Origin of the sequence: Roseovarius sp. PS-C2 (assembly GCF_018862045.1) — a bacterium.
In the GTDB taxonomy this organism is placed as follows: Bacteria; Pseudomonadota; Alphaproteobacteria; order Rhodobacterales; family Rhodobacteraceae; genus Roseovarius.
Genome location: NZ_JAHKSQ010000001.1, coordinates 413,255 through 434,038, shown reverse-complemented (window position 1 = coordinate 434,038; position 20,784 = coordinate 413,255). Strand labels below are relative to the sequence as shown.

Below are 20,784 nucleotides of genomic sequence, written 5' to 3'. Positions count from 1 at the left end.
GGTTCAGTCCGAAGGAAGGATCAGGGAGTGTGTGATGCGGTTTTCAGGTCTGCGCGTTCTCAGGGAAGGGCTGCGCGGGAACAAGGGCTGGCAGGCGCAGTGGCGCGATGCAGAGCCCAGGGATGCCTATGACGTGGTGATCATCGGCGGCGGCGGGCATGGGCTGTCCACGGCCTATTACCTGGCGCGGGAACACGGGATCACCAATGTCGCCGTTCTGGAAAAGGGATATCTGGGCGGCGGCAACGTGGGGCGCAACACCACCATCGTGCGCGCCAATTATTTTTTGCCCGGCAATTCGGAATTCTACAGCCATTCCCTGAAACTGTGGGAGGGGCTGGAGGCGGACCTGAACTATAACGTGATGCACAGCCAGCGCGGGCAGATCGGGTTGTTCCACTCGGACGCGCAGCGCGATGCGGCGATCCGGCGGGGCAATGCGATCCGCAATCAGGGGGACGATGCCGAGTTGCTGGACGTGCCGCAGCTGAAGAAGCTCCTGCCCTATCTCGACTATGAACAGGCGCGGTTTCCGATTCATGGCGGCATTCTGCAGAGGCGCGCGGGCACGGCGCGTCATGACGCGGTGGCCTGGGGCTATGCGCGCGGCGCCAGCGACCGGGGCGTCGACCTGATCCAGAATTGCGAGGTGACGGGGATCGACATCGAGGGCGGGCGCGTGACCGGGGTGCAGACCAGCCGCGGCGCGATCCGGGCAAAGAAGGTCGCGGTGATCGTGGCCGGGCGATCCAGCCAGGTGGCGGCGATGGCGGGGATGCGCCTGCCGATCGAAAGCCATGTCCTGCAGGCGTTCGTCACCGAGGGGCTGAAGCCGGTGATCGACCATGTGGTGAGTTTCGGCATGGGGCATTTCTATATCAGCCAGTCGGACAAGGGCGGACTGGTGTTCGGGGGCGATCTGGACATGTATGCCTCTTACGCGGCGCGGGGGAACCTGCCGCTGGTCGAGCATGTCATGGAGGCCGGCATGGCCCTGATGCCGATGATCGGCAAGGCCAAGGTCCTGCGCAGCTGGGGCGGGATCATGGACATGACGCCGGACGGGTCGCCCATCATCGACCATTCGGGGATCGGCGGGCTCTATCTGAATTGCGGCTGGTGCTATGGCGGGTTCAAGGCGGTGCCGGGCTCGGGCTTTTCCATGGCGCATCTGGTGGCGACGGATCGCCACCACGGCCCGGCGGCGCGGTTCCGGCTGGACCGGTTCCGCACGGGCCGGGGGCTGATGGACGAAGAAGGCACCGGCAGCCAGCACAACCTGCACTGACGGCGCAGGATCGAGGGCGCGGGATATGGGAATTTTGACCGAGACAAAGCCGGGGAGGGCGCAATGAGGATCACCTGTCCGCTATGCGGTGAGCGGGACCGGCGCGAGTTCTGGTATCAGGGCGCGGCGGTGGCGCTGGACCGGCCCGGAGCGGAGGCCGGAGAAGCGGCATGGGACGATTACATCCACAACCGCGAGAACCCTTGCGGCGTGACCCGTGACCTATGGCATCACGAGATGGGCTGTGGCGCGTGGCTGGTGGTGACGCGCAACACCGCCACCCACGAGGTGCTGGAGGTCGAACTGGCCACGGATGCGAAGAGGACGGGCGCATGAGGATCGGCGGCGAGGGCCTGATCAACCGCGAGCGGCGGCTGAAATTCCGCTTTGACGGGCGCGAGTACTGGGGGTTCGAGGGCGACACGCTGGCCTCGGCCCTGATGGCCAACGGGTTGCGCGTGGTCGGGCGCTCGTTCAAGTATCATCGCCCGCGCGGCGTGTTCACCACGGGCAGCGAAGAGCCGAACGCGCTGGTCACGGTGGGCAAGGGGCCGGGGCAGGAACCCAACCTGCGCGCGACCACGCTGGAGCTGTACGAGGGGTTGGAGGCGCGCAGCCAGAACGCCTGGCCGTCGGTCGATTTCGACGTGATGGGCATCAACGCCCTTGCAGCGCCGTTTCTGGGGGCTGGGTTTTATTACAAGACCTTCATGTGGCCCAAAGCGTTTTGGGAACGCGTTTACGAGCCGGTGATCCGCCGCGCCGCCGGGTTGGGGGCGCTGTCGCGCGAGGCGGCGGCGGAGCGGTACGAAAAGGCCTTTGCGCATTGCGATCTTCTGGTGATCGGGGCGGGGCCTGCGGGGCTGATGGCCGCATTGATGGCGGCACGCGCCGGGGCGGACGTGATCCTGGCCGACGAGGATACGCGCCCCGGCGGGCGGCTGACGCTGGAGCGGATCGAGGTGGACGGGCGTCCGGGGCATGTCTGGGCTGCAGACATTTGGGCGGAACTGGCCGGGATGGACAATGTGCGCCTGATGCCGCGCATCAGCGTGATCGGAGCCTACGATCAGGGCACCTATGGCGCGTTGGAGCGGCTGGCCCCCGATGTGGCGGCACGGGACGGTGCTCCGCGCGAGTGTTTCTGGCGGATCGTGGCGCGGCGCGCGGTGCTGGCGGCGGGTGCGCTGGAGCGGCCCGTGGCATTCGCCAATAACGACCGGCCCGGCATCATGACGGCGGGGGCCGTGCGGGGTTATGTCAATCGCTGGCGGGTGGCGCCGGGGCAGCGTGTGGCGGTGTTCGGCAATACCGACAGCGCGCATCGCACGGCGGCCGATCTGCTGGCGGCGGGGGTGCATGTGGCCGCGCTGATCGACGCGCGGCACGGGGCCAGGTGCGATCTGGACGTGCCGTTTTATCCCGGAATGCAGGTGAGCGATGCACATGGGCGCAAGGGGCTGGAAGCGATCACGCTGACCGGGCCGCGCGGTATGGACCGGATACAAGCGGATTGTCTGGGCATCTCGGGCGGTTGGAACCCGACGGTGCATTTGACCTGTCATATGGGCGGGCGGCCCGACTGGAACGCGCAGATCGCCGGGTTCGTCCCGCGCGAGGGCGCGGTGCCGGGGTTGCGCGCCGCAGGGGCGTGCAACGGTGCGTTCTCGACGCAGGCTTGTCTGGAGAGCGGTGCGCAGGCCGCGCGGGCGGAGTTGGAGGACATGGGCCTGAGCGTGCCGGAGGTTCCGGTGCCGCGTGCCGAGGATGGGGCCTATGACATTCAGCCGCTGTGGCATGTGCCGGGTAAGGGGCGCGCCTGGCTGGATTTCCAGAACGACGTGACGGTCAAGGACGTGCAACTGGCGGTGGCTGAAAACTTCCGCTCGGTCGAGCACATGAAACGCTACACCACCCAAGGCATGGCCCCGGATCAGGGGAAGAATTCCAATATCGGGGCTTTGGCGGTGCTGGCCGACGCCACCGGGCAGGGCATCCCCGAGACCGGGACGACCACCTATCGCCCGCCCTATACGCCGGTGGCGATTGCCGCGCTCGGTGCGGGCGGGCGGGGGCGCGGTTTTGCGCCGGAGCGGCTGACCACCTCGCACACGGCCAGCGTGGAGCGCGGCGCGCCTATGGTCGAGGCGGGGTTGTGGTATCGGCCCAGCTATTTCCCGGCCAAGGGCGAAACCCATTGGCGGCAATCCTGCGATCGCGAGGTTCGGATGGTGCGACAGGCGGTCGGGGTGGCGGATGTCTCGACCCTTGGCAAGATCGACATTCAGGGGCCGGATGCCGGGCGTTTTCTGGATTTCGTCTATGCCAATCGCTTCTCGACGCTCAAGGTCGGGCGGGTGCGCTATGGGCTGATGTTGCGCGAGGACGGGCATGTGATGGATGACGGCACCACCGCGCGGCTTGCCGAGGATCATTTCCTGATGACCACCACCACAGCGGCGGCGGGGCAGGTGATGCGGCATCTGGAATTCGTGCATCAGTGCCTGCACCCGGAATGGGATCTGCGGTTCACTTCGGTCACCGAGCAATGGGCGCAGTTTGCCGTGGCCGGGCCGCGGGCGCGCGAGGTGCTGAACGCGGTGTTGGATGCGCCGATCGAGGGCGGGGACTGGCCGTTCATGTCATGCGGGGCGGTCGGCCTTGGCGGTGTTGCCGGGCGGCTGTTTCGTATCTCGTTCTCGGGCGAGCAGGGCTATGAGATCGCGGTGCCGGCGCGTTACGGCGCGGCGCTGTTCGATCTGCTGGTGGATCGGGCCGAGGCCGCAGGGGGCGGCCCCTATGGGATGGAGGCGCTGAACGTGCTGCGGCTGGAAAAAGGGTTCATCACCCATGCCGAAATTCACGGGCGCACCACGGCGTTCGACATTGGAATGGGCGGTATGATGAGCAGCGCCAAGGAATGCATCGGCAAGGCCGCCGCCGCGCGCCCCGGATTGCTGGGCGAGGAGCGTGAACAACTGGTGGGGCTGAAACCCGTTGGCGCGGTCAGGGAACTGGTGGCCGGGGCGCATCTGTTTGCGCGCGCCGCCGAGGCGGTCAGCGATAACGATCAGGGCTATGTCACCTCGGTCGGGTTTTCGCCGACCTTCGGGCATATGATCGGGCTGGGGTTTCTGAAAAACGGGCGCGCCCGGCATGGCGAGGTGATCCGCATGGTGGATCGCATGAAGGGGTCACAAACCCTGTGCGAGGTGCAGGACCCGGTGCAGTACGACCCGGACGGAGGGCGGTTGCGTGATTGAACTGAGGGCGAAATCCCCGTGTGACGGGCTGCTGCCGCTGAGTATTGGCGGGGTCACCCTGTCCGAAGGCGCGCCGGGCGCGATGACCTGCCTGATGCCGTACAAGGGGCGGGCGGGGGCGCTGTCCGGGGCGTTGGAGGCCGCCTGTGGCATCGCGGCCCCTGCGCCGGGGCGCAGCACGGTGTCGGATGGCGCGCGTATCCTGTGGTTCGGGCGCGAGACGCTGTTGCTGATCGGGCCGGAGCCTGCGCCGGAGTTGGCGCAGTATGCGGCGGTGGCCGATCACTCCGATGCCTGGGCCGTCGTGCGGCTGGAAGGGCCGGGGGCGGTGGATGTGCTGGCGCGGCTGGTGCCGGTCGACTTGCGGGAGAGTGCGTTTGCGCCGGGCGCCACGGCGCGCAGCGAGCTGCGGCATATGCAGGCCGCGATCACGCGGCTGTCGGGCGACGCTTTCGAGATCATGGTCTTTCGCAGCATGGCGCGCGCGCTGGTGCATGACCTGCGCGACGTGATGGAGAGCGTGGCGGCCCGTGCCGGTCGATAGGGGGGGGTGGCGGATGGGAAGCCGGGCGGTGCATTCCCCGCGTCCGGCCCTTTCAATTTCGGATCACTGCATTACCTTGGGGGATCAAGTGATACGGATTCGAGGGTTTTATGACACGTCTTGCCGCCTTTGCCGCCGCTTTGCTCATGGCCACGCCAGTTGCGGCGCAGGACAAGGAAACCATGTGCGAAAAGACTGCCGATATCGTCGGCAAGGCCGTGACGTCCCGCGCCGACGGGGCGGCGGCGGAGGCCACCGTCAAGGCCGTTACCGGCACGATCGGCGATACCGATGCGCGGTACAGGCCTGCCGTGCAGCCTATCGTGGATTGGGTTTACACTCTGCCTGAGGAAGTTCTGGGCGATGCGGTGGAAGTGTCCTACAAAGAGCAATGTCTGGCGCAGTAGTCCCTTGCCCAAAGGCGGGGCTTTGCCCATATATTGAGACATGAGCCTGCCCCCTGGATTTCTGGACGAACTGCGAACGCGCACCTCGCTTGCCCAAGTGGTGGGCCGCAAGGTCATGTGGGATACGCGCAAGTCCAATCAGGGCAAGGGCGATCTGTGGGCGCCGTGCCCGTTCCATCACGAAAAGACCGCCAGTTTCCATGTCGATGACCGCAAGGGGTATTATTACTGCTTCGGATGTCACGCCAAGGGTGATGCGATCAGCTTTGTGCGGGAAACCGAAAACGTGGATTTCATGGAGGCCGTGCGCATTCTGGCGCAGGAGGCGGGCATGCCCATGCCCGAACGCGATCCGCAGGCGCAGCAAAAGGCCGACCGGCGCACCCAACTGGCCGAGGTCATGGACATGGCCGTGGGCCATTTCCGTCTGCAATTGAAAACCGGCGCAGGCGCTGCCGCGCGCGCGTATCTGGCGGGTAGGGGGCTGGACGAGGCGGCCCTTGAGCGGTTCGAGATCGGTTTCGCCCCCGATGCGTGGCAGGGCATGTGGGATCATCTGAAGGGCAAAGGGGTCGAGGATGACCTGATCCTCGCCTGCGGGCTGGCCAAGCCCAGCCAGAAGGGCGGGCGGCCCTATGATACGTTCCGCAACCGCATCATGTTTCCGATCCGCGATCCGCGCGGGCGGTGTATTGCCTTCGGTGGCCGGGCGATGGACCCGAACGACAATGCGAAATACCTGAACTCGCCCGAGACCGAACTGTTCGACAAATCCCGCACGCTCTATCATCACGGCCCTGCGCGCGAGGCGGCGGGCAAGGGGCAGCCGCTGATCGTGGCCGAAGGGTACATGGACGTGATCGCGCTGGCGCTGGCGGGGTTCGGGGCCTCGGTTGCGCCGCTTGGCACGGCGGTGACGGAACATCAGTTGCAGATGATGTGGCGTATCTCCGACGAGCCGATCATCGCACTGGACGGCGACACGGCGGGCCTGCGCGCGGCGCATCGGGTGATCGACCTTGCGCTGCCGCTGCTGGAGGCGGGAAAATCGCTGCGGTTTGCCATCATGCCCGAGGGGCAGGACCCGGACGACCTGTTGCGCGCCAAGGGCGCCCCGGCGGTGCAGGCGGTGTTGGACGGTGCGCTGCCCATGGTGCAACTGTTGTGGCAGCGCGAAACCGAAGGCCGGGTGTTCGACAGCCCCGAGCGGCGCGCGGCGCTGGACAAGGCCCTGCGCGAAAAGATCAAGCTGATCCGCGATCCGTCGATCCGCAGCCATTACGGGCAGGCAATCAAGGATTTGCGCTGGCAGTTGTTCAACCCGCGGCGGGATAGTTTCAAGCCCGGCGCGCGGGCGCGCGGAGGCAAGTGGCAGCCGATCCCGACGGCAATGCCCTCGACCAAATCCTCGCTTCTGGTGGCGGCGGACGAGGCGGCGCAGACGCGCCTGCGCGAGGCCGCGATCCTGGCCTCGTTGATCTGCACGCCCGAGGTGTTCGAGGAATTCGAAAGCGCGCTTGAAGTGATGGTCTGCTCGGACCCCGAGCATGACCGTTTGCGCGAGTTGATCCTGAACCATGCCGTTGCGGGGGTCGAGACATTGCACGCCCAGATCGAGGCGGCAATGGGCCCCGAGGCCCTTGAAAACCTGCTGCGGCTGCCCCATGTCGCGCTGGCCCCGCCGGTGCGCCATCCGGGCGATGCCGAGATGGCACGTTTGACGATCGCTGCGGAACTGGCCAAATTGTCGTCCGAGCGCGGATTGAGTGCCGAAGTGAGTGAAGCGGCCGAGGATCTGGCCGGGCTGGCCGACGAGGCGGTGACATGGCGTCTGGGGCAGGCCGCCGAGGAACGCCAGCGCGCCCTGCGCAACCAGACCGAGGACCGTGTGGAATACGATCTTGCCGAGAACGGAGCGCGAATCAATCGCGACGAGCGCGAGCAGTTCGATGCGCTTTTGGAGAAGATCAGTTACACCAAGCGTACGCGTTGATTGCGGTTTGGTGAGGAATAGGTAAAGAAAACAGGGTAAACGGGTTTGCGAATCACTTTGTGACGGTATTGATTCGGAATTGCGAATCGCCCGACCGCCCACTGCTCAGGAGACCTTCATGGCCGCCAAGGATAACGAAGACCAGAAGCCCGACGATCAGGACACGGAGATGTCTCTGGATATGAGCCAGGCTGCGGTCAAGAAGATGATCGCGGAGGCGCGTGAGAAGGGGTTCATCACTTACGATCAGCTGAACAAGGTTCTGCCGCCCGAGCAGGTCTCGTCGGAGCAGATCGAGGATGTGATGTCGATGCTCAGCGAGATGGGCATCAACATCATCGAGGATGACGAGGCCGAAGAGGAAGAGCAGAAATCCACCGCGGTGGCCGAAGTGGGGCGCCGGGGCGAATTGACGCTTGGCTCGGGCAAGGAAGAGAAGCTGGATCGCACCGACGATCCGGTGCGCATGTACCTGCGCGAGATGGGCAGTGTCGAGTTGCTGAGCCGCGAGGGCGAGATCGCCATCGCCAAGCGGATCGAGGCCGGGCGCAACACCATGATCGCGGGGCTGTGCGAAAGCCCGCTGACTTTCCAGGCGATCACCATCTGGCGCGACGAACTTCTGGGCGAAGACATCCTGCTGCGCGATGTGATCGACCTCGAGACGACCTTTGGCAACCAGATGGGCGAGGACGGGGACGACGACGGGCAGCCGGTTGTCGAGGCGGCCAATGTGTCCAACGCGCCGGGCAGCAAGGGCAAGGACGACGACCAGCCCGAGCTGGACGCTGATGGCAACCCCATCGCCAAGGACGATGACGACGACGAGGACGACGAACAGGCCAACATGAGCCTTGCGGCCATGGAGGCGGCGCTGAAGCCGCGCGTTCTGGAGACGCTGGACCGGATCGCCGACGATTATGAAATGCTGAGCGAAATGCAGGACAGCCGCATTTCCGCCACGCTGAACGAGGATGGCTCGTTCAGCGACAAGCAGGAAGCGACCTATCAGAAGCTGCGCTCGGAAATCGTGGAACTGGTGAACTCGCTGCACCTGCACAACAACCGGATCGAGGCGCTGATCGACCAGCTCTACGGCATCAACCGCCGGATCATGCAGATCGACAGCGCCATGGTGAAGCTGGCCGATCAGGCCCGCATCAACCGCCGCGAGTTCATCGACGAGTACCGGGGCCGCGAACTGGACCCGAACTGGCTGGAGGACATGGCGCAAAAGCCCGGCCGCGGCTGGCAGATGTTCATGGAACGCAGCCCCGAAAAGGTGGCCGAACTGCGCGCTGACATGGCGCAGGTGGGCCAGTATGTGGGCCTCGATATCAGCGAATTCCGCCGCATCGTCGCGCAGGTTCAGAAGGGCGAGAAAGAGGCCCGCCTGGCCAAGAAGGAAATGGTCGAGGCCAACCTGCGGCTGGTGATCTCGATTGCCAAGAAATACACGAACCGCGGCCTGCAATTCCTTGATCTCATTCAGGAAGGTAACATCGGCCTGATGAAGGCGGTGGACAAGTTCGAGTATCGCCGGGGCTACAAGTTCAGCACCTATGCGACATGGTGGATCCGTCAGGCGATCACCCGCTCGATCGCCGATCAGGCGCGCACCATCCGTATTCCGGTGCACATGATCGAAACCATCAACAAGCTGGTGCGCACGGGCCGCCAGATGCTGCACGAGATCGGCCGCGAACCCACCCCCGAGGAACTGGCCGAGAAGCTGCAGATGCCGCTGGAAAAGGTTCGCAAGGTGATGAAGATCGCCAAGGAACCGATTTCGCTGGAGACCCCCATTGGGGACGAGGAAGACAGCCAGCTTGGCGATTTCATCGAGGACAAGAACGTGGTCCTGCCGCTGGACAGCGCCATTCAGGACAACCTCAAGGAAACCACGACGCGGGTTCTGTCATCGCTGACCCCGCGCGAGGAACGGGTGCTGCGGATGCGCTTTGGCATCGGGATGAACACCGATCATACGCTGGAGGAAGTGGGCCAGCAGTTCAGCGTGACCCGCGAACGTATCCGCCAGATCGAAGCCAAGGCGCTGCGCAAGCTGAAGCACCCGAGCCGGAGCCGGAAGCTGCGGAGTTTCCTGGATCAGTAAGTGATGACTTCACTTGAAGAACTTGACAGATTCATTGCCTTGTATGGCAGCTTGGAAAATCACGACGCTAAACGAGCATTCTTCATGCTTGTTGTGGGTTTTCTAAGCTGCTCATCTTTGCAATGTCAGGCAGGACCTCATGGTGCATTTTCAGATTTTAGGGTGTTGAAAGACAATCAAAACTGCTTTGCCTTCAAGGGCGCGCGAGATAGGCTCACATGCTATTTTAGAAATCCTGCATTTAATGCGGGGTTTTTTGATAAGCGTGAAGTTGTTGCCAAATTTCCTAACGGAGAAATCGTGTCCAATGGGGAGTATAAGTTGTTTGTTCGGGATGCGGTTCAAGCAAACGCCGTTCTGGACTTTGTAATTGCAAAGCTCACCTGACTTGAAATGATGTTACTTTGCTACCTTTGTGGAACTTAGTCGTAACTTCATAGTTTGGGCTGGATATGTGGTCGCGCATCGCGCGGCCCTTTTTCGTTCGAGTTTCGTACAAAACGTACGAAGTGTACGCGGGTTTTGTACGAAACTCTGGGTGATCCGGTGGAGGTGTCTCCATGATGGACGCAATGGACGGTTTCGGCGGGTTTGGGGGGCGGAGTTTGCGGGCGGGCTGTTAACCGGCGGGAGGATGAGGCAGGGGGGCGCGTGGTTTTGCGGGGCCGGGTTAACGGGGCGTGCGGTGGGTAATGGTGAACAGGGCGGGCGGCGGTTAGAGCGTGGCTGGATTTGTGCCCGGTTTGTGCGGTCGCTTAACGTTTCTGGTGCAGAGCCGGGTATCGCTGGGCCGCGGTGCGGCGATCCTTCCTGTGGGTAGTGGCACTTTATGGCAGCCAAATCATGAAATGGTCAGAGCGTGGCGCTTACATCAGACAAATCGCCGTGCCGTCACGCCAAAGGCGTGCCAATCATAGTCGGCGCACCTTTGGTGCGACGGGTGGCCCGGCGATGCGCGGCGACCTGCGGCCGCTGTTTCGCGCTTGGGGGAAAGGCTCCAATGCGCTCGATCCGAACAACCGTCGGACATGGTGCCGTGTGCAACAATACCGGACATACCGGACCTTGCCCTTGCCCGGCTCGCAAGGCCGGCTTCGGGCGCAACGCAAGACCGATACGCCACGCGTCCCCCAAGGCGTGCGGCGGGCCGGGCCGTTCCCCTTGCGCCGGGGGGCGCTTTGGCGCAGCGTAGCGCCATGCAAACCCATTTTACCATTCCGACGCATGGGCCGGGGCTCTATGAGATCACCGATCAGGTGGCTGGCTGGGTGCGGCAGGTGCAGGTGCAGCAGGGGTTGCTGACGCTGTTCATCCGCCATAGCTCGGCCAGTTTACTGATACAGGAAAACGCCGACCCGGATGTGCGGCGTGATCTGATGGCCTATTTCAACCGTCTGGTGCCGCGCGGCGACGATCCGTCGATGTCTTACCTGACCCATACGCTGGAGGGGCCCGATGACATGCCGGCCCATATCAAGGCGGCCTTGTTGCCGGTCAGCCTGCAAATTCCGGTGGCGCATGGCCGCCCCGTGCTGGGCCAGTGGCAGGGGATTTACGTGGTTGAGCATCGCGACGCCCCGCATAGTCGGCAGGTGGCCGCGCATATCTCGGAGAGCCACAATCCGCAGTGGAAGCCATGAGGACGGTTTGCGCCGGTCTTGCGGTGCTGGGCCTGTGGGCCGCGCCGGTCCGGGCCGGTTGCCCGGCGGGGCAGGAGGTGTTCCTGCGCTGCGATATCGACGGGGGCGGCAAGGCGGTGGAACTCTGCCATGACGAGCGGAGGCTGAGCTATCGGTTCGGACCCAAGGGCGGCGCGCCGGAGCTTGCGCTGAGCCTGCGGTTTGGCGAGGGGGCCGACCATGAGCCGTGGCCGGGCATCGGGCGCACCATCTGGGAGGCGATGCGGCTGCGCAACAACGATGTGGTCTATGAGGTCTATGCCGGGATCGACAAGATCGACGCGGTGGAGCCGGGGCCGCCCGACGGGCTGTTCGGCGGGATCGTGGTGCACCGCGACGGTATGGGCGAGATCGCGCATCTGCGGTGCCGTGCGGGGACGGTGGAATACGGGTACTAGGTTTCGAAGATATCCCGGATCGCGTGCGATCCGGTTCGCGCCCGACCCCGCCCCCCAGGGCGGGCGCGAATTGTACGAGCGTTTCAACAGATTATGACGTTGGCCTTGTGAGGCGATGCCGGTGCGGATGTCACCGCGCCCACCCTCGGGGTCGGGCGCGACCCTGGCGTTGTTCTGTTTCGGATCTGTCGGGATACATGTTGCCGGGCGTTCCGTATCGGGCGATTTACGCCGGATTTTCAGGCCGGTGGCCCCATGATCTGGGGGCTGCATTTCCCCCCTACACAATTGATAGAGGGTGTCCTATAGTGCCTGTGGATAAGTGGGCGAACAGACCCATGACCGAGAGGCAGATGAAGAAAAGGGGAACGGCCGATGCGCTGCCCGTTTTGCGGAAATATCGATACCCAGGTAAAGGATTCACGGCCCGCCGAGGATCATGTTTCGATCAGGCGGCGGCGCTTCTGCCCGGCCTGCGGCGGGCGGTTCACCACCTATGAGCGCGTGCAGTTGCGCGATCTGGTGGTGGTCAAGAGCAATGGGCGGCGCGAGGATTTCGACCGTGACAAGCTGGAGCGGTCGATCCGGATCGCCTTGCAGAAACGCCCGGTCGAGCCGGAGCGGATCGAGCAGATGATTTCCGGCATCGTGCGGCGGCTGGAAAGCATGGGCGAGACGGACATTCCGTCGAAAACCGTGGGCGAGATCGTGATGGAGAGCCTCGCGCGGATCGACACCGTGGCCTATGTGCGCTTTGCCAGCGTCTACAAGAACTTCCAGGCGGCGGACGATTTCGACAAGTTCGTGAGCGAATTGCGCCCGGACGAGGCGATCGCCGAAGCCAAGCAATCGGACGAGTGAGCGGCGCCGGCGACGCCCGCTTCATGGCCCTGGCGCTGGCGCTGGGGCGGCGGGGGCAGGGCCGGTGCTGGCCCAACCCGGCGGTGGGCTGCGTGATCGTCAAGGACGGGCGGATTGTCGGGCGCGGCTGGACCGCGCCGGGCGGGCGGCCCCATGCCGAGCCGCAGGCGCTGGCGCGGGCCGGTGCGGCGGCGCGCGGCGCCACTGTTTATGTCAGCCTCGAACCTTGCGCGCATCACGGCGAGACCCCGCCCTGCGCCGATGCCCTGATCGGGGCCGGTGTGGCGCGGGTGGTCGCGCCGGTGCCGGACAGCGACCCAAGGGTGTCGGGCAAGGGGTTCGAGCGGCTGCGCGCGGCGGGGATCGAGGTGACGACAGGTGTCTGCGCCGAGCAGGCGATGGCCGATCTGGGCGGGTTCCTGCGCCGGGAGTCCGGCGGGCGGCCGCATCTGACGCTGAAGCTGGCCACCTCGTTCGACGGGCGGATCGCCACGGCGACGGGGCACAGCCAGTGGATCACCGGCCCGGCGGCGCGGCATCTGGTGCATGGGCTGCGGGCGCGCCATGACGCGGTGATGGTGGGCGCGGGCACGGCGCGCGCCGACGATCCGATGCTGACGGTGCGCGGGCATGGCGCGGTGCGCCAGCCGGTGCGGGTGGTCGTGTCGCGGCGGCTGGACCTGCCGCTGATGTCGCAACTGGCGCGCAGTGCGCAGGACATTCCGCTATGGCTGTGCCACGGGCCGGACCCCGATGACGTATTGGCCGAGGCGTGGGACGGTGTCGGGGCGAGCCGGATCGCCTGCGATCTGGTGGGGCGGCAACTGGATGTGGCGTCGGTTCTGGAGGAACTGGGCGACCGCGGGCTGACGCGGATTTTCTGCGAGGGCGGCGGCGGATTGGCGGCGTCGCTGTTGCAGGCGGGGCTGGTGGACGAACTGGTGGGGTTCACCGCCGGGCTGGCCATCGGGGCCGAGGGCCTGCCGGGGATCGGCGCGCTGGGGCTGGAGCGGCTGGAGGCCGCGCATCGCTTCCGCCTGGCCGAGACGCGCGCAGTGGGTGGCGACGTGATGCATCGCTGGCTGCGCGACTGACCGCCGGAACGGCGGGTTGATCACGTCCCGAGGCGCGGGGCGTAGAGCCGGGCGAGGGAGTCTTCGATGGTGCGGGCGTGGCGTTGCAACTGGCCGAGCAGTTCGGCGCGGCGCGCGGGCTGCATGCGGCTTTCGACCGCGGCCAGCGACAAGGCCCCGGCGATGGCCCCATCCAAGCGGCGCAGCACCACGCCGAGGCCCCATGAATCGGGATAGATCAGGCCGGGATTGAGCGCGAACCCGTTTTCACGGGTTATGGCGATGTGTTTGCGCAGCGTGTCCTGAGAAAATTCTAGATAGTCGCTGGCCAGTACGGCCGCATTGGCGTCGAGCACGGCCTCGACCTCGGGATCGGGGAGGGCGGACAGCATCGCCAGCGACCCGGCGCCGACCCCCAGGGGGTGGAGTTGCCCGGTGGTCAGCGCATGGGTGCGAATGGGATAGGAGCCTTCTTCGCGGTGCAGGCAGAGGGACGAGTGGCCGCGCCTGACCGAGATGAAGGCCGCATCGCCGGTGTCGCGGGCCAGACGGGTCAGGGATTGCGAGCAATGTTCGAGAATCCCGTGGCGCTGGGCCGCGAACGTGCCGAGGATATAGGCCTCTTCGCCAAGGAAATACCTGCGGGTGCCGGCGTTCTGTTCGACCATGCGACCACGCATCAGGGCCAGCAGCAGCCGCCGCACGGTGGGTTTGTTGAGCCCCGTTTCCCCGACCAGTTCCGCAAGGCTGACCCCGTCGGTCGAATGGCGGCTCACGGCGCTGAGCACGGCCAGCGCACGGTCCACGGTCTGGGCCCCGGCGGCCTTGGGTGCGTCGAGAGATAACCCGTCGTGTTCCATCATGTGGACCAGTTCTACGCCTTGCGTTTGGTGGATTTTCCTATTTTCCTGATATCTTTGAGGTTTGGGAAAACTTTTCAAGGTTTTATTTCTCTTGTTGGACATAATATTCCATTATATGGATCACGTGGTGCCGATTGTTGCGGCGCATATCTTGCCCGTCATGGGGTAATAGTTTGGGAGGACTACATGACAATTTTGAACTTCGGAAAATCTGCGCTGGCGTGCATGTTGGCAGGCGGTCTCATGGTTGGCGGTGCGGCTGCGGAAACCCTGCGCCTGTCGCACAATACCGGCGACACGACGACATGGCACAAGGGCGCCGAGAAATTCGCGGAACTGATTTCGGACGCCACGGGCGGCGATATCAGCGTGCGTGTGTTCCCCAACGCGCAGCTTTCGGGCGGTGACCAGATGCGCCAGGCGGAGATGGTCGGGCGCGGCGCGCTGGACCTTGTGGTGACCTCGGCGATCAACGTGACTCCCCTGGTGCCTGAAATGGCGGTCTTCTCGCTGCCTTACATGTATTCGAACTACGACCAGGTCGACGCCACCACGCAGGGCGCGCCGGGCGAGATGCTGGCCGAGATCCTTGGTGAAAAGGGAATCGTCGTTCTGGCATGGGGGGAGAACGGGTTCCGCGAGATCACCAACAACATTCGTCCGATCAAGACGCCTGACGACATGAAGGGCCTGAACATGCGGGTCGCCGGCCCGATGTATATCGACGTGATGAATGCGCTTGGCGCGAACCCCCAGCAGATGCAGTGGGGCGAAACCATGACGGCCTTGCAACAGGGTGTCGTGGACGGGCAGGAAAACCCCATCGGCGCGGTGATCATTCCGCAGCAGGTCTATGAGGTGCAGAAGTACCTGACCACCTGGCACTATTCCTATGACCCGATCTTTGTCGGCATCAGCGAGCAGAAATGGAACGGCTACGATGCCGAAACGCAGGAAAAGCTGCGCGCCGCTGCGCAGGAGGCGATGACCTACCAGCGTGAAATCTCGCGCGAGGCCACCGAAAGCGGGATCGCGTTCCTGGAGGAAAAGGGCATGGAAGTCTATCAGCCCTCCGCCGAGGAACTGGGGGCCTTCAAGACCGCGACCAAACCCGCCTATGACGAATGGGCGGCCAAGGTCGGTGACGAGATCGTCAAGGCCTTCGAGGACACGGTCGCGGCGACCAACTGAGCCTGACCTGAACCAAACGCGCCCGGATCATCCGGGCGCGTCTTTTTGCGCGGCATCAATCAATTGGCGGGAGGGGTGATGTCTTTCATTCTGCGCGAGGCGGAAAAGATCATCTGTGCGGTGCTTTTCCTGTCCATGACCTTTCTCGGGTTTGCCAATGTCGTCGTGCGGTACGGCACGAATTATTCGCTGGCCGTGACCGAGGAACTTCTGACCAACGGGTTCTTGTTGCTGACGGTGTTCGGCGCTGCGGTGGCTGCGCGGCGGGGCGAGCATCTGGCGGTGACGCTGGTGCACGATTTGTTGCCGCCGGTGCTGCAACGTGTGGTCTTTCTGCTGTCCCTGGTGCTGTCGCTGGGCCTTCTGGCGTTGTCGGCGTGGTTTTCGTGGCAGTCCGTGGCCAACCTGATCAGCAACGGCATGCGCTCTTACGGGTTGGGCATCCCGGCGTGGTATTACCAGATCGCGGTGCCGTTCGGTTTCGGGCTGATCCTGATCCGGTATCTCGAACATGCGGTCGATGTCATGCGCGGCGCGCCGGACGATGAGGTTATTCCCGATGTTTGACCTGTTCCCGTCCGTGCCCGCGGGCACCGAGATGATCATCCTGTTTTTCATCCTGATCGCCCTTCGGGTTCCGGTGGCCTTTTCGCTGGGCCTGTCGGCGATGTATGCCATGTGGCAGATCGGGTTCGGTCTGGAACTGGCGGGCGACCTGATCGCGACCGGGGTGTCGAAATTCTCGCTTCTGGCGATTCCGTTCTTCATCCTGGCCGGGACGCTCATGGGGTCGCTCGGGATCGCCGAGCGCATGATCCGGTTCTTCCGGGTGCTGGTGGGCAGCACGCCCGGCGGCATGGGGGTTGTGGGCACGGTTGTCTGTCTGTTCTGGGGCGCGGTCAGCGGTTCGGGCCCGGCCTCGGTTGCGGCCATCGGGCCGATGATCATCAAAGGCATGGAAGAGGACGGGTATTCGCGCGCCTATGCGGCGGGGCTTGTCTGTGCCGGTGCGGCGCTGTCCATCGTGATCCCGCCGTCGATCGGGCTGGTGATCTATGGCGTCATTGCCGAAACCTCGATTTCCAAGCTGTTTCTGGCGGCGATCCTGCCCGGCCTGTTCATGGGCGTGATGATGCTGCTGACGCTGCCGTTTGCCAAGGCGCGCGGGACCGAGGCGCTGGATGCGATGTTCCCGATGCCGCATGCCGACAAACCCTATCCGATTCGGTTGTGGATTTCGTTCAAGGACAGTTTCTGGGGGCTGATGACCCCGGTGGTGATTTTGGGCGGTATCTATTCGGGCGTTTTCACCCCGACCGAGGCGGCGCTGGTGGCCACGGTCTATGCGCTGGCGGTGGGCTGGCTGGCCTATGGCACGCTGACGATCCGGGGGCTTTACGACAGCCTGACCGGCGCGGCGGCATCCTCGGCCACGGTGATGCTGGTCGTGGCCTATGCCAGCCTGTTCGGCTGGGTGGTGACGGTCGAAGACCTGATTGGCACCTATTCCGGCGCGCTGCTGGGGCTGAGCGGGAACGAGATGGTGATCCTTCTGGTGATCATGCTGATCCTGCTTGTCGCGGGCATGTTCATGGATGCGGTGACGGTGATGTTCATTTCCCTGCCGATCTTCCTGCCGGTGGTGCGGGAACTGGGCTGGGACCCTGTCTGGTTCGGGGTGCTGGTGATGGTGAACCTTGCCATCGGGCTGATCACGCCGCCGGTGGGCATCAATCTCTATGTCGCGGCGAACGTGACGCGCATGTCCATCGAAAAGGTGGCGCGCGGTGCCTTGCCGTTTCTGGTGGTGTGCTTGCTGGGGCTGGCGGTGATCGGGCTTTATCCGCAGCTGTCATTGGTTCTGCTGGGGCAGCCGCAGTGAGGGGGCGACCTCAGCGCCAGAGCCAGGACTGGCTGGCGAAAACCCCCTGAAGTTTCGACAAGGCCCGGTTTGCGAGGCCGCGCCGGGGCAGGGGGCCCTGGGCCAGACGGTCGGCGACGATCTCGACCGGGCAGGGCTGTCCGGTGAGCGGATCGCGGTAGCGCGGGTAGTCGATCAGCGTGGCATGGACCAGACCGGCCAGGGAGGGCCGTGCGGCACGGCGGGCCGGAACCTGCCCCAGATCGCGTGTGAGGCCCCAGCCCGCATAGAAGGGTGCGCCGGTGGTGGTGACGGGCAGCCCACGCAACAGCGCCTCGAACCCCATGAGCGAGGTCATGGTCCAGACCTCCTGCACCTCGCCGAACAGGAGCGCGGGATCGGTGCCGGACAGCACCATGTCGGCCAGCCCGTGCAGGTCCTCCGGCGGGACCGCGCCGGGGCGCAGTCCGGCTTCGACATCGGGGTGGGGCTTGTAGAGGATCACGGCGCCGGGATGTTCGGCGCGCACCTTTTGCAGAAGCGCAAGGTTGGTCGCGATCTCGCCCGCGCCGAGGCGGATCGAGGCGTCGTTCTCGACCTGGCCGGGGACAAGGATGCGGTGGCCGTCTGGCAGGGCGGGGGTGGCGCCGCCAAGGTTGTATTTGCTGAGCCCCGCGCCGGTCAGCGTGGCGATCAGGGCCGTGGCGCGGGCGTGCTGATCGGGGCGCAGGGTGGCGCGCTGTGCGATCAGGTGTTCAAGCCGGCTGGGGCGTGTGGGATCGTAGTAGATGCCCAGATCGTCGCAGACCAGCGACAGTGGCGGCACCAGATCGGCCCCCAGACCGCGAGACCGCAAAAAGCCGTCTTCGACACGGGTGGCGTCGTCGTCCGGTGTGGCATGGCTGGCCCAGATCATGCGGCGGCGGCCGGTGCGGGCGGCCAGTTCGTTTGCCGATTGCGGTGTGGCGCGAAAACACACGAGTTTGCCGGACTGGCCGAAGAACCCTTGCAGCGGTTTGCGTTTCCACAGGCGCATGCCCGAGGCGATCCAGCCGGTGCGATCCTCGCGCCAGGCGCGGCTTTGGGCGGTGAGCGTGTCGATGACCTGTTCGATCTGGCACAGCCTGTCCCGGTAGGGATCGTACCATGTGGGATAGAGGATCATCGCGGCGGCGAAGAGTTGTGCGCGGCTGAGTTGGCGGCCCCGGCGCGGCAGGGGTTTGGGATTGCGATCCTCGCTCAGGCCCCAGCCCGCATAGAAAGGCTGTCCGAAGACGCGGGGGCGGTGCCCGGCAAAGATCGCCTCGAACCCCAGTTGCGAACTGACGGTATAGACCCCGACCGCGCCGCCGAGCAGCGCCCAGGGGCTGACCGGATCGGAAAACAGCGTGATCCGGTCGGTTTCGTCGTCGGCGGTGAAATAGCTCTGCCTGTGGCCCGCCACGGTTTCAGGGTGGGTCTTGATCAGGATGCGTGCGCCGGGGTTTTCCTCTTGCGCGTAATACAGCATCTCACGGAAGCTGTTGGCATCCGCCGCGCCGTGGGTGACCGAGGCATCGCCGCGCGTCTGGTCGATCACCAGAACATAGCCCGGATCGGGGCAGGGCGTGGCCGGATCGAAGGCGTTGTATTTGCTTAGATGTGCCTCTTGCAGGCGGGCGATGGCGGCGCGGGCGCGCTCCATCAGGGGGGTGTCGTCCAGCGGATGGGTGGCCAGCAGGGTTTCGAGATCGGAGGGGGTGGAGCTGTCGAAATGCACGCCGCTGTGGTCGATCAACAGGCCCAGTGGGGGCTCTCCGCTGCGGCCGGGGTGGAGCGAGCGCAGGAAGGCATCCTCGAGCCGGATCAGGCTGGCGCCGCTGCGTTCGGCCATGGTTTCGCCGCGATGGGCATAGGGGCTGTGGCCCCAGACGGCGATCAGGTCGTCCGCGCCGGGGCGGCCAAGGCGCAGGTCGTACCCGGCCAGTTGCAGGATGCGGCGCAGGCGGCGCTGGCGCAGGAACCCGGCGTTGAAATAGAAAACCCGCCGCGGGCCGGTGGGCTCTGCGGCGAGGTCGGGCGCGGTAGGCGCCTGCATCAATTGCCGCTGAAGGCGTCGGCCGAGGTGGCGACGGAACTGACCGCGCCAAGCGTGCCGGTCAGGGCCGAGATCACCTTGCTCCATTGGGCGAAGGGGGCTTCGGTCACGTAGATCGTGTCGCCGTCGCGGATCGCGAAGTCACGCGCCATGAACATGCCGTTGGGCTTGGTCAGGTCCAGCACATAGACCATGCGTTGCGCGCCCTGAAGATCGTTGCGGCCCAGCACCTGATTGGCGATGACATCCGGTTCGTTGCGCATCACGAAAACGCCCGTGGGGTCCGAGGCGTTGGGGTTGAGGCCGCCGACCTGGGCCAGGGCCTCGACCGCGCTGAGGGTCTGGGTCTTGAACGGAACGCGGGCCTGTGCGCCGGTGGCGCCAAGCGTGGTGAAGGCGCGCGTATCCTGTTCGACAAGGATGCGGTCGCCGCCGCGCAGGGCGATATCGAAGGAGGGGTCTTCGTACAGGTCCTGGAACCAGACCTTGCTGCGCTGGTCGCCGCGGATCACGGTGATCAGGGCGATTTCGGGTTCGATTGCGATGCCCCCGGCGGCGGCCAGCATGGCCGACAGCGTGCGGGTGGGCCGTTCGATCGGATAGACGCCCTGACCGCTCACGGAGCCGACGATGGAAACCGTCGCGCCATCCCCAGCGAGGCGGCGGACCTCGACCTGCGGATCGGGGGTTTGTTCGTCGAGCTTGGAGGTGATGATCCGGCGGATACCGTCGGGCGTGTTGCCGGCGGCGCGGATGCGCCCGGCATAGGGGACGAAGATGAAGCCCGAGCCATCGACCTGCACCTCTTGCAGAACGGTCTGATTGGCGGTTTCCCCGGCCAGCAGGCCGTCATCCACGTTTTCCCAGATGGTCAGCCCCAGCACGTCGCCGGGGCGGATGGTGTCCGATCCGAGACGCCCGGCATTGCGGAAGGTTTCGGAAAAGCCGAGCGCCGGTTGCACGGCCGTGGCGCGCGTGACGCGGTCGTTCACGGTGACGACAAAGGCATCGCCCTCGCGTTGTACGGAACCGGCATAGATTTCACGTTTGTTCGGGCCGACGCGCGGCAATACCCCACAGGACGCAACCAGGGATACAACGACAAATGCTGCGATGGGTTTGGCCCATCCGCTGTTTTGGGGTTTCACTGCTTCGGTCTCCTCGACCTGT

General features: G+C 65.0%; 18 protein-coding genes. 15 read left to right on the top strand and 3 right to left on the bottom strand.

Annotated features, from left to right (window positions below):
- The first annotated feature begins 34 nt into the window (after window positions 1-34).
- The 12 genes from KPG71_RS02095 to ribD all read left to right on the top strand — a co-directional run bounded on the left by KPG71_RS02095 (window position 35) and on the right by ribD (window position 13,643).
- On the top strand, window positions 35-1,288 hold the full coding sequence (locus tag KPG71_RS02095; RefSeq protein WP_216336410.1) for a sarcosine oxidase subunit beta family protein: 1,254 nt from the start codon (window positions 35-37) through the stop codon (window positions 1,286-1,288).
- A 63-nt stretch (window positions 1,289-1,351) separates the two neighbouring features.
- A complete protein-coding gene (locus tag KPG71_RS02090; RefSeq protein ID WP_216336408.1) occupies window positions 1,352-1,624 on the top strand; it encodes a sarcosine oxidase subunit delta in 273 nt (90 codons plus the stop codon).
- Window positions 1,621-4,551 (top strand): sarcosine oxidase subunit alpha family protein, encoded by a 2,931-nt coding sequence (locus KPG71_RS02085; RefSeq protein ID WP_216336406.1) that lies wholly within the window; start codon window positions 1,621-1,623, stop codon window positions 4,549-4,551. Before KPG71_RS02090 ends, KPG71_RS02085 begins: the two co-directional genes overlap by 4 nt.
- On the top strand, window positions 4,544-5,095 hold the full coding sequence (locus KPG71_RS02080; protein ID WP_216336404.1) for a sarcosine oxidase subunit gamma: 552 nt from the start codon (window positions 4,544-4,546) through the stop codon (window positions 5,093-5,095). The genes KPG71_RS02085 and KPG71_RS02080 overlap by 8 nt, the downstream gene beginning before the upstream one ends.
- 110 nt (window positions 5,096-5,205) lie before the next feature.
- Entirely contained in the window at window positions 5,206-5,502 is a 297-nt protein-coding gene (locus KPG71_RS02075; protein WP_216336402.1) for a DNA primase, read from the top strand.
- 40 nt (window positions 5,503-5,542) lie between these two features.
- Entirely contained in the window at window positions 5,543-7,495 is a 1,953-nt protein-coding gene (dnaG, locus tag KPG71_RS02070; RefSeq protein ID WP_216336400.1) for a DNA primase, read from the top strand.
- Window positions 7,496-7,613: 118 nt separating this feature from the next.
- Window positions 7,614-9,611: an RNA polymerase sigma factor RpoD gene (gene rpoD / locus KPG71_RS02065; protein ID WP_216336398.1), complete on the top strand. Its 1,998-nt coding sequence runs from the start codon at window positions 7,614-7,616 to the stop codon at window positions 9,609-9,611.
- Window positions 9,612-9,614: 3 nt separating this feature from the next.
- The gene (locus tag KPG71_RS02060) at window positions 9,615-9,998 is read left to right on the top strand and encodes a hypothetical protein (RefSeq protein ID WP_216336396.1); all 384 of its coding nucleotides are present in this window, start codon (window positions 9,615-9,617) and stop codon (window positions 9,996-9,998) included.
- Window positions 9,999-10,807: 809 nt separating this feature from the next.
- Entirely contained in the window at window positions 10,808-11,251 is a 444-nt protein-coding gene (locus KPG71_RS02055) for a secondary thiamine-phosphate synthase enzyme YjbQ (RefSeq protein WP_216336394.1), read from the top strand.
- Window positions 11,248-11,688 (top strand): hypothetical protein, encoded by a 441-nt coding sequence (locus KPG71_RS02050; protein WP_216336392.1) that lies wholly within the window; start codon window positions 11,248-11,250, stop codon window positions 11,686-11,688. The genes KPG71_RS02055 and KPG71_RS02050 overlap by 4 nt, the downstream gene beginning before the upstream one ends.
- 375 nt (window positions 11,689-12,063) lie before the next feature.
- A complete protein-coding gene (gene nrdR, locus KPG71_RS02045; protein ID WP_073033007.1) occupies window positions 12,064-12,549 on the top strand; it encodes a transcriptional regulator NrdR in 486 nt (161 codons plus the stop codon).
- 23 nt (window positions 12,550-12,572) lie between these two features.
- Window positions 12,573-13,643: a bifunctional diaminohydroxyphosphoribosylaminopyrimidine deaminase/5-amino-6-(5-phosphoribosylamino)uracil reductase RibD gene (gene ribD / locus KPG71_RS02040; RefSeq protein ID WP_216336711.1), complete on the top strand. Its 1,071-nt coding sequence runs from the start codon at window positions 12,573-12,575 to the stop codon at window positions 13,641-13,643.
- A gap of 20 nt (window positions 13,644-13,663) precedes the next feature.
- Here ribD and KPG71_RS02035 read toward each other — a convergent pair whose 3' ends face one another.
- Window positions 13,664-14,485 (bottom strand): IclR family transcriptional regulator, encoded by an 822-nt coding sequence (locus KPG71_RS02035; protein ID WP_253196013.1) that lies wholly within the window; start codon window positions 14,483-14,485, stop codon window positions 13,664-13,666.
- A gap of 186 nt (window positions 14,486-14,671) precedes the next feature.
- Between KPG71_RS02035 and KPG71_RS02030 the strand changes: the two genes are divergently transcribed.
- The 3 genes from KPG71_RS02030 to KPG71_RS02020 all read left to right on the top strand — a co-directional run bounded on the left by KPG71_RS02030 (window position 14,672) and on the right by KPG71_RS02020 (window position 17,558).
- Window positions 14,672-15,676: a DctP family TRAP transporter solute-binding subunit gene (locus tag KPG71_RS02030; protein ID WP_216336390.1), complete on the top strand. Its 1,005-nt coding sequence runs from the start codon at window positions 14,672-14,674 to the stop codon at window positions 15,674-15,676.
- A 78-nt stretch (window positions 15,677-15,754) separates the two neighbouring features.
- Window positions 15,755-16,243, top strand: coding sequence for a TRAP transporter small permease (locus KPG71_RS02025; protein ID WP_216336388.1), 489 nt, complete (start codon window positions 15,755-15,757; stop codon window positions 16,241-16,243).
- Window positions 16,236-17,558, top strand: a complete 1,323-nt coding sequence (locus KPG71_RS02020) for a TRAP transporter large permease (RefSeq protein WP_216336386.1) — start codon at window positions 16,236-16,238, stop codon at window positions 17,556-17,558. The genes KPG71_RS02025 and KPG71_RS02020 overlap by 8 nt, the downstream gene beginning before the upstream one ends.
- 10 nt (window positions 17,559-17,568) lie before the next feature.
- On the opposite strand, the gene KPG71_RS02015 is transcribed toward KPG71_RS02020, so the two are convergent.
- Window positions 17,569-19,614 (bottom strand): capsular polysaccharide biosynthesis protein, encoded by a 2,046-nt coding sequence (locus KPG71_RS02015; RefSeq protein WP_216336383.1) that lies wholly within the window; start codon window positions 19,612-19,614, stop codon window positions 17,569-17,571.
- Entirely contained in the window at window positions 19,614-20,762 is a 1,149-nt protein-coding gene (locus KPG71_RS02010) for a polysaccharide biosynthesis/export family protein (protein WP_216336381.1), read from the bottom strand. Before KPG71_RS02010 ends, KPG71_RS02015 begins: the two co-directional genes overlap by 1 nt.
- Between the last annotated feature and the right edge of the window lie 22 nt (window positions 20,763-20,784).

Excerpts from the sequence above, each read along its gene's own strand:
- KPG71_RS02095 (WP_216336410.1), top strand. The coding sequence starts at position 35 with ATGCGGTTTTCAGGTCTGCGCGTTCTCAGGGAAGGGCTGCGCGGGAAC.
- KPG71_RS02090 (WP_216336408.1), top strand. The coding sequence starts at position 1,352 with ATGAGGATCACCTGTCCGCTATGCGGTGAGCGGGACCGGCGCGAGTTC.
- KPG71_RS02085 (WP_216336406.1), top strand. The coding sequence starts at position 1,621 with ATGAGGATCGGCGGCGAGGGCCTGATCAACCGCGAGCGGCGGCTGAAA.
- KPG71_RS02075 (WP_216336402.1), top strand. The coding sequence starts at position 5,206 with ATGACACGTCTTGCCGCCTTTGCCGCCGCTTTGCTCATGGCCACGCCA.
- dnaG (WP_216336400.1), top strand. The coding sequence starts at position 5,543 with ATGAGCCTGCCCCCTGGATTTCTGGACGAACTGCGAACGCGCACCTCG.
- rpoD (WP_216336398.1), top strand. The coding sequence starts at position 7,614 with ATGGCCGCCAAGGATAACGAAGACCAGAAGCCCGACGATCAGGACACG.
- KPG71_RS02060 (WP_216336396.1), top strand. The coding sequence starts at position 9,615 with ATGACTTCACTTGAAGAACTTGACAGATTCATTGCCTTGTATGGCAGC.
- KPG71_RS02055 (WP_216336394.1), top strand. The coding sequence starts at position 10,808 with ATGCAAACCCATTTTACCATTCCGACGCATGGGCCGGGGCTCTATGAG.
- KPG71_RS02050 (WP_216336392.1), top strand. The coding sequence starts at position 11,248 with ATGAGGACGGTTTGCGCCGGTCTTGCGGTGCTGGGCCTGTGGGCCGCG.
- nrdR (WP_073033007.1), top strand. The coding sequence starts at position 12,064 with ATGCGCTGCCCGTTTTGCGGAAATATCGATACCCAGGTAAAGGATTCA.
- ribD (WP_216336711.1), top strand. The coding sequence starts at position 12,573 with ATGGCCCTGGCGCTGGCGCTGGGGCGGCGGGGGCAGGGCCGGTGCTGG.
- KPG71_RS02035 (WP_253196013.1), bottom strand. The coding sequence starts at position 14,485 with ATGATGGAACACGACGGGTTATCTCTCGACGCACCCAAGGCCGCCGGG.
- KPG71_RS02030 (WP_216336390.1), top strand. The coding sequence starts at position 14,672 with ATGACAATTTTGAACTTCGGAAAATCTGCGCTGGCGTGCATGTTGGCA.
- KPG71_RS02025 (WP_216336388.1), top strand. The coding sequence starts at position 15,755 with ATGTCTTTCATTCTGCGCGAGGCGGAAAAGATCATCTGTGCGGTGCTT.
- KPG71_RS02020 (WP_216336386.1), top strand. The coding sequence starts at position 16,236 with ATGTTTGACCTGTTCCCGTCCGTGCCCGCGGGCACCGAGATGATCATC.
- KPG71_RS02015 (WP_216336383.1), bottom strand. The coding sequence starts at position 19,614 with ATGCAGGCGCCTACCGCGCCCGACCTCGCCGCAGAGCCCACCGGCCCG.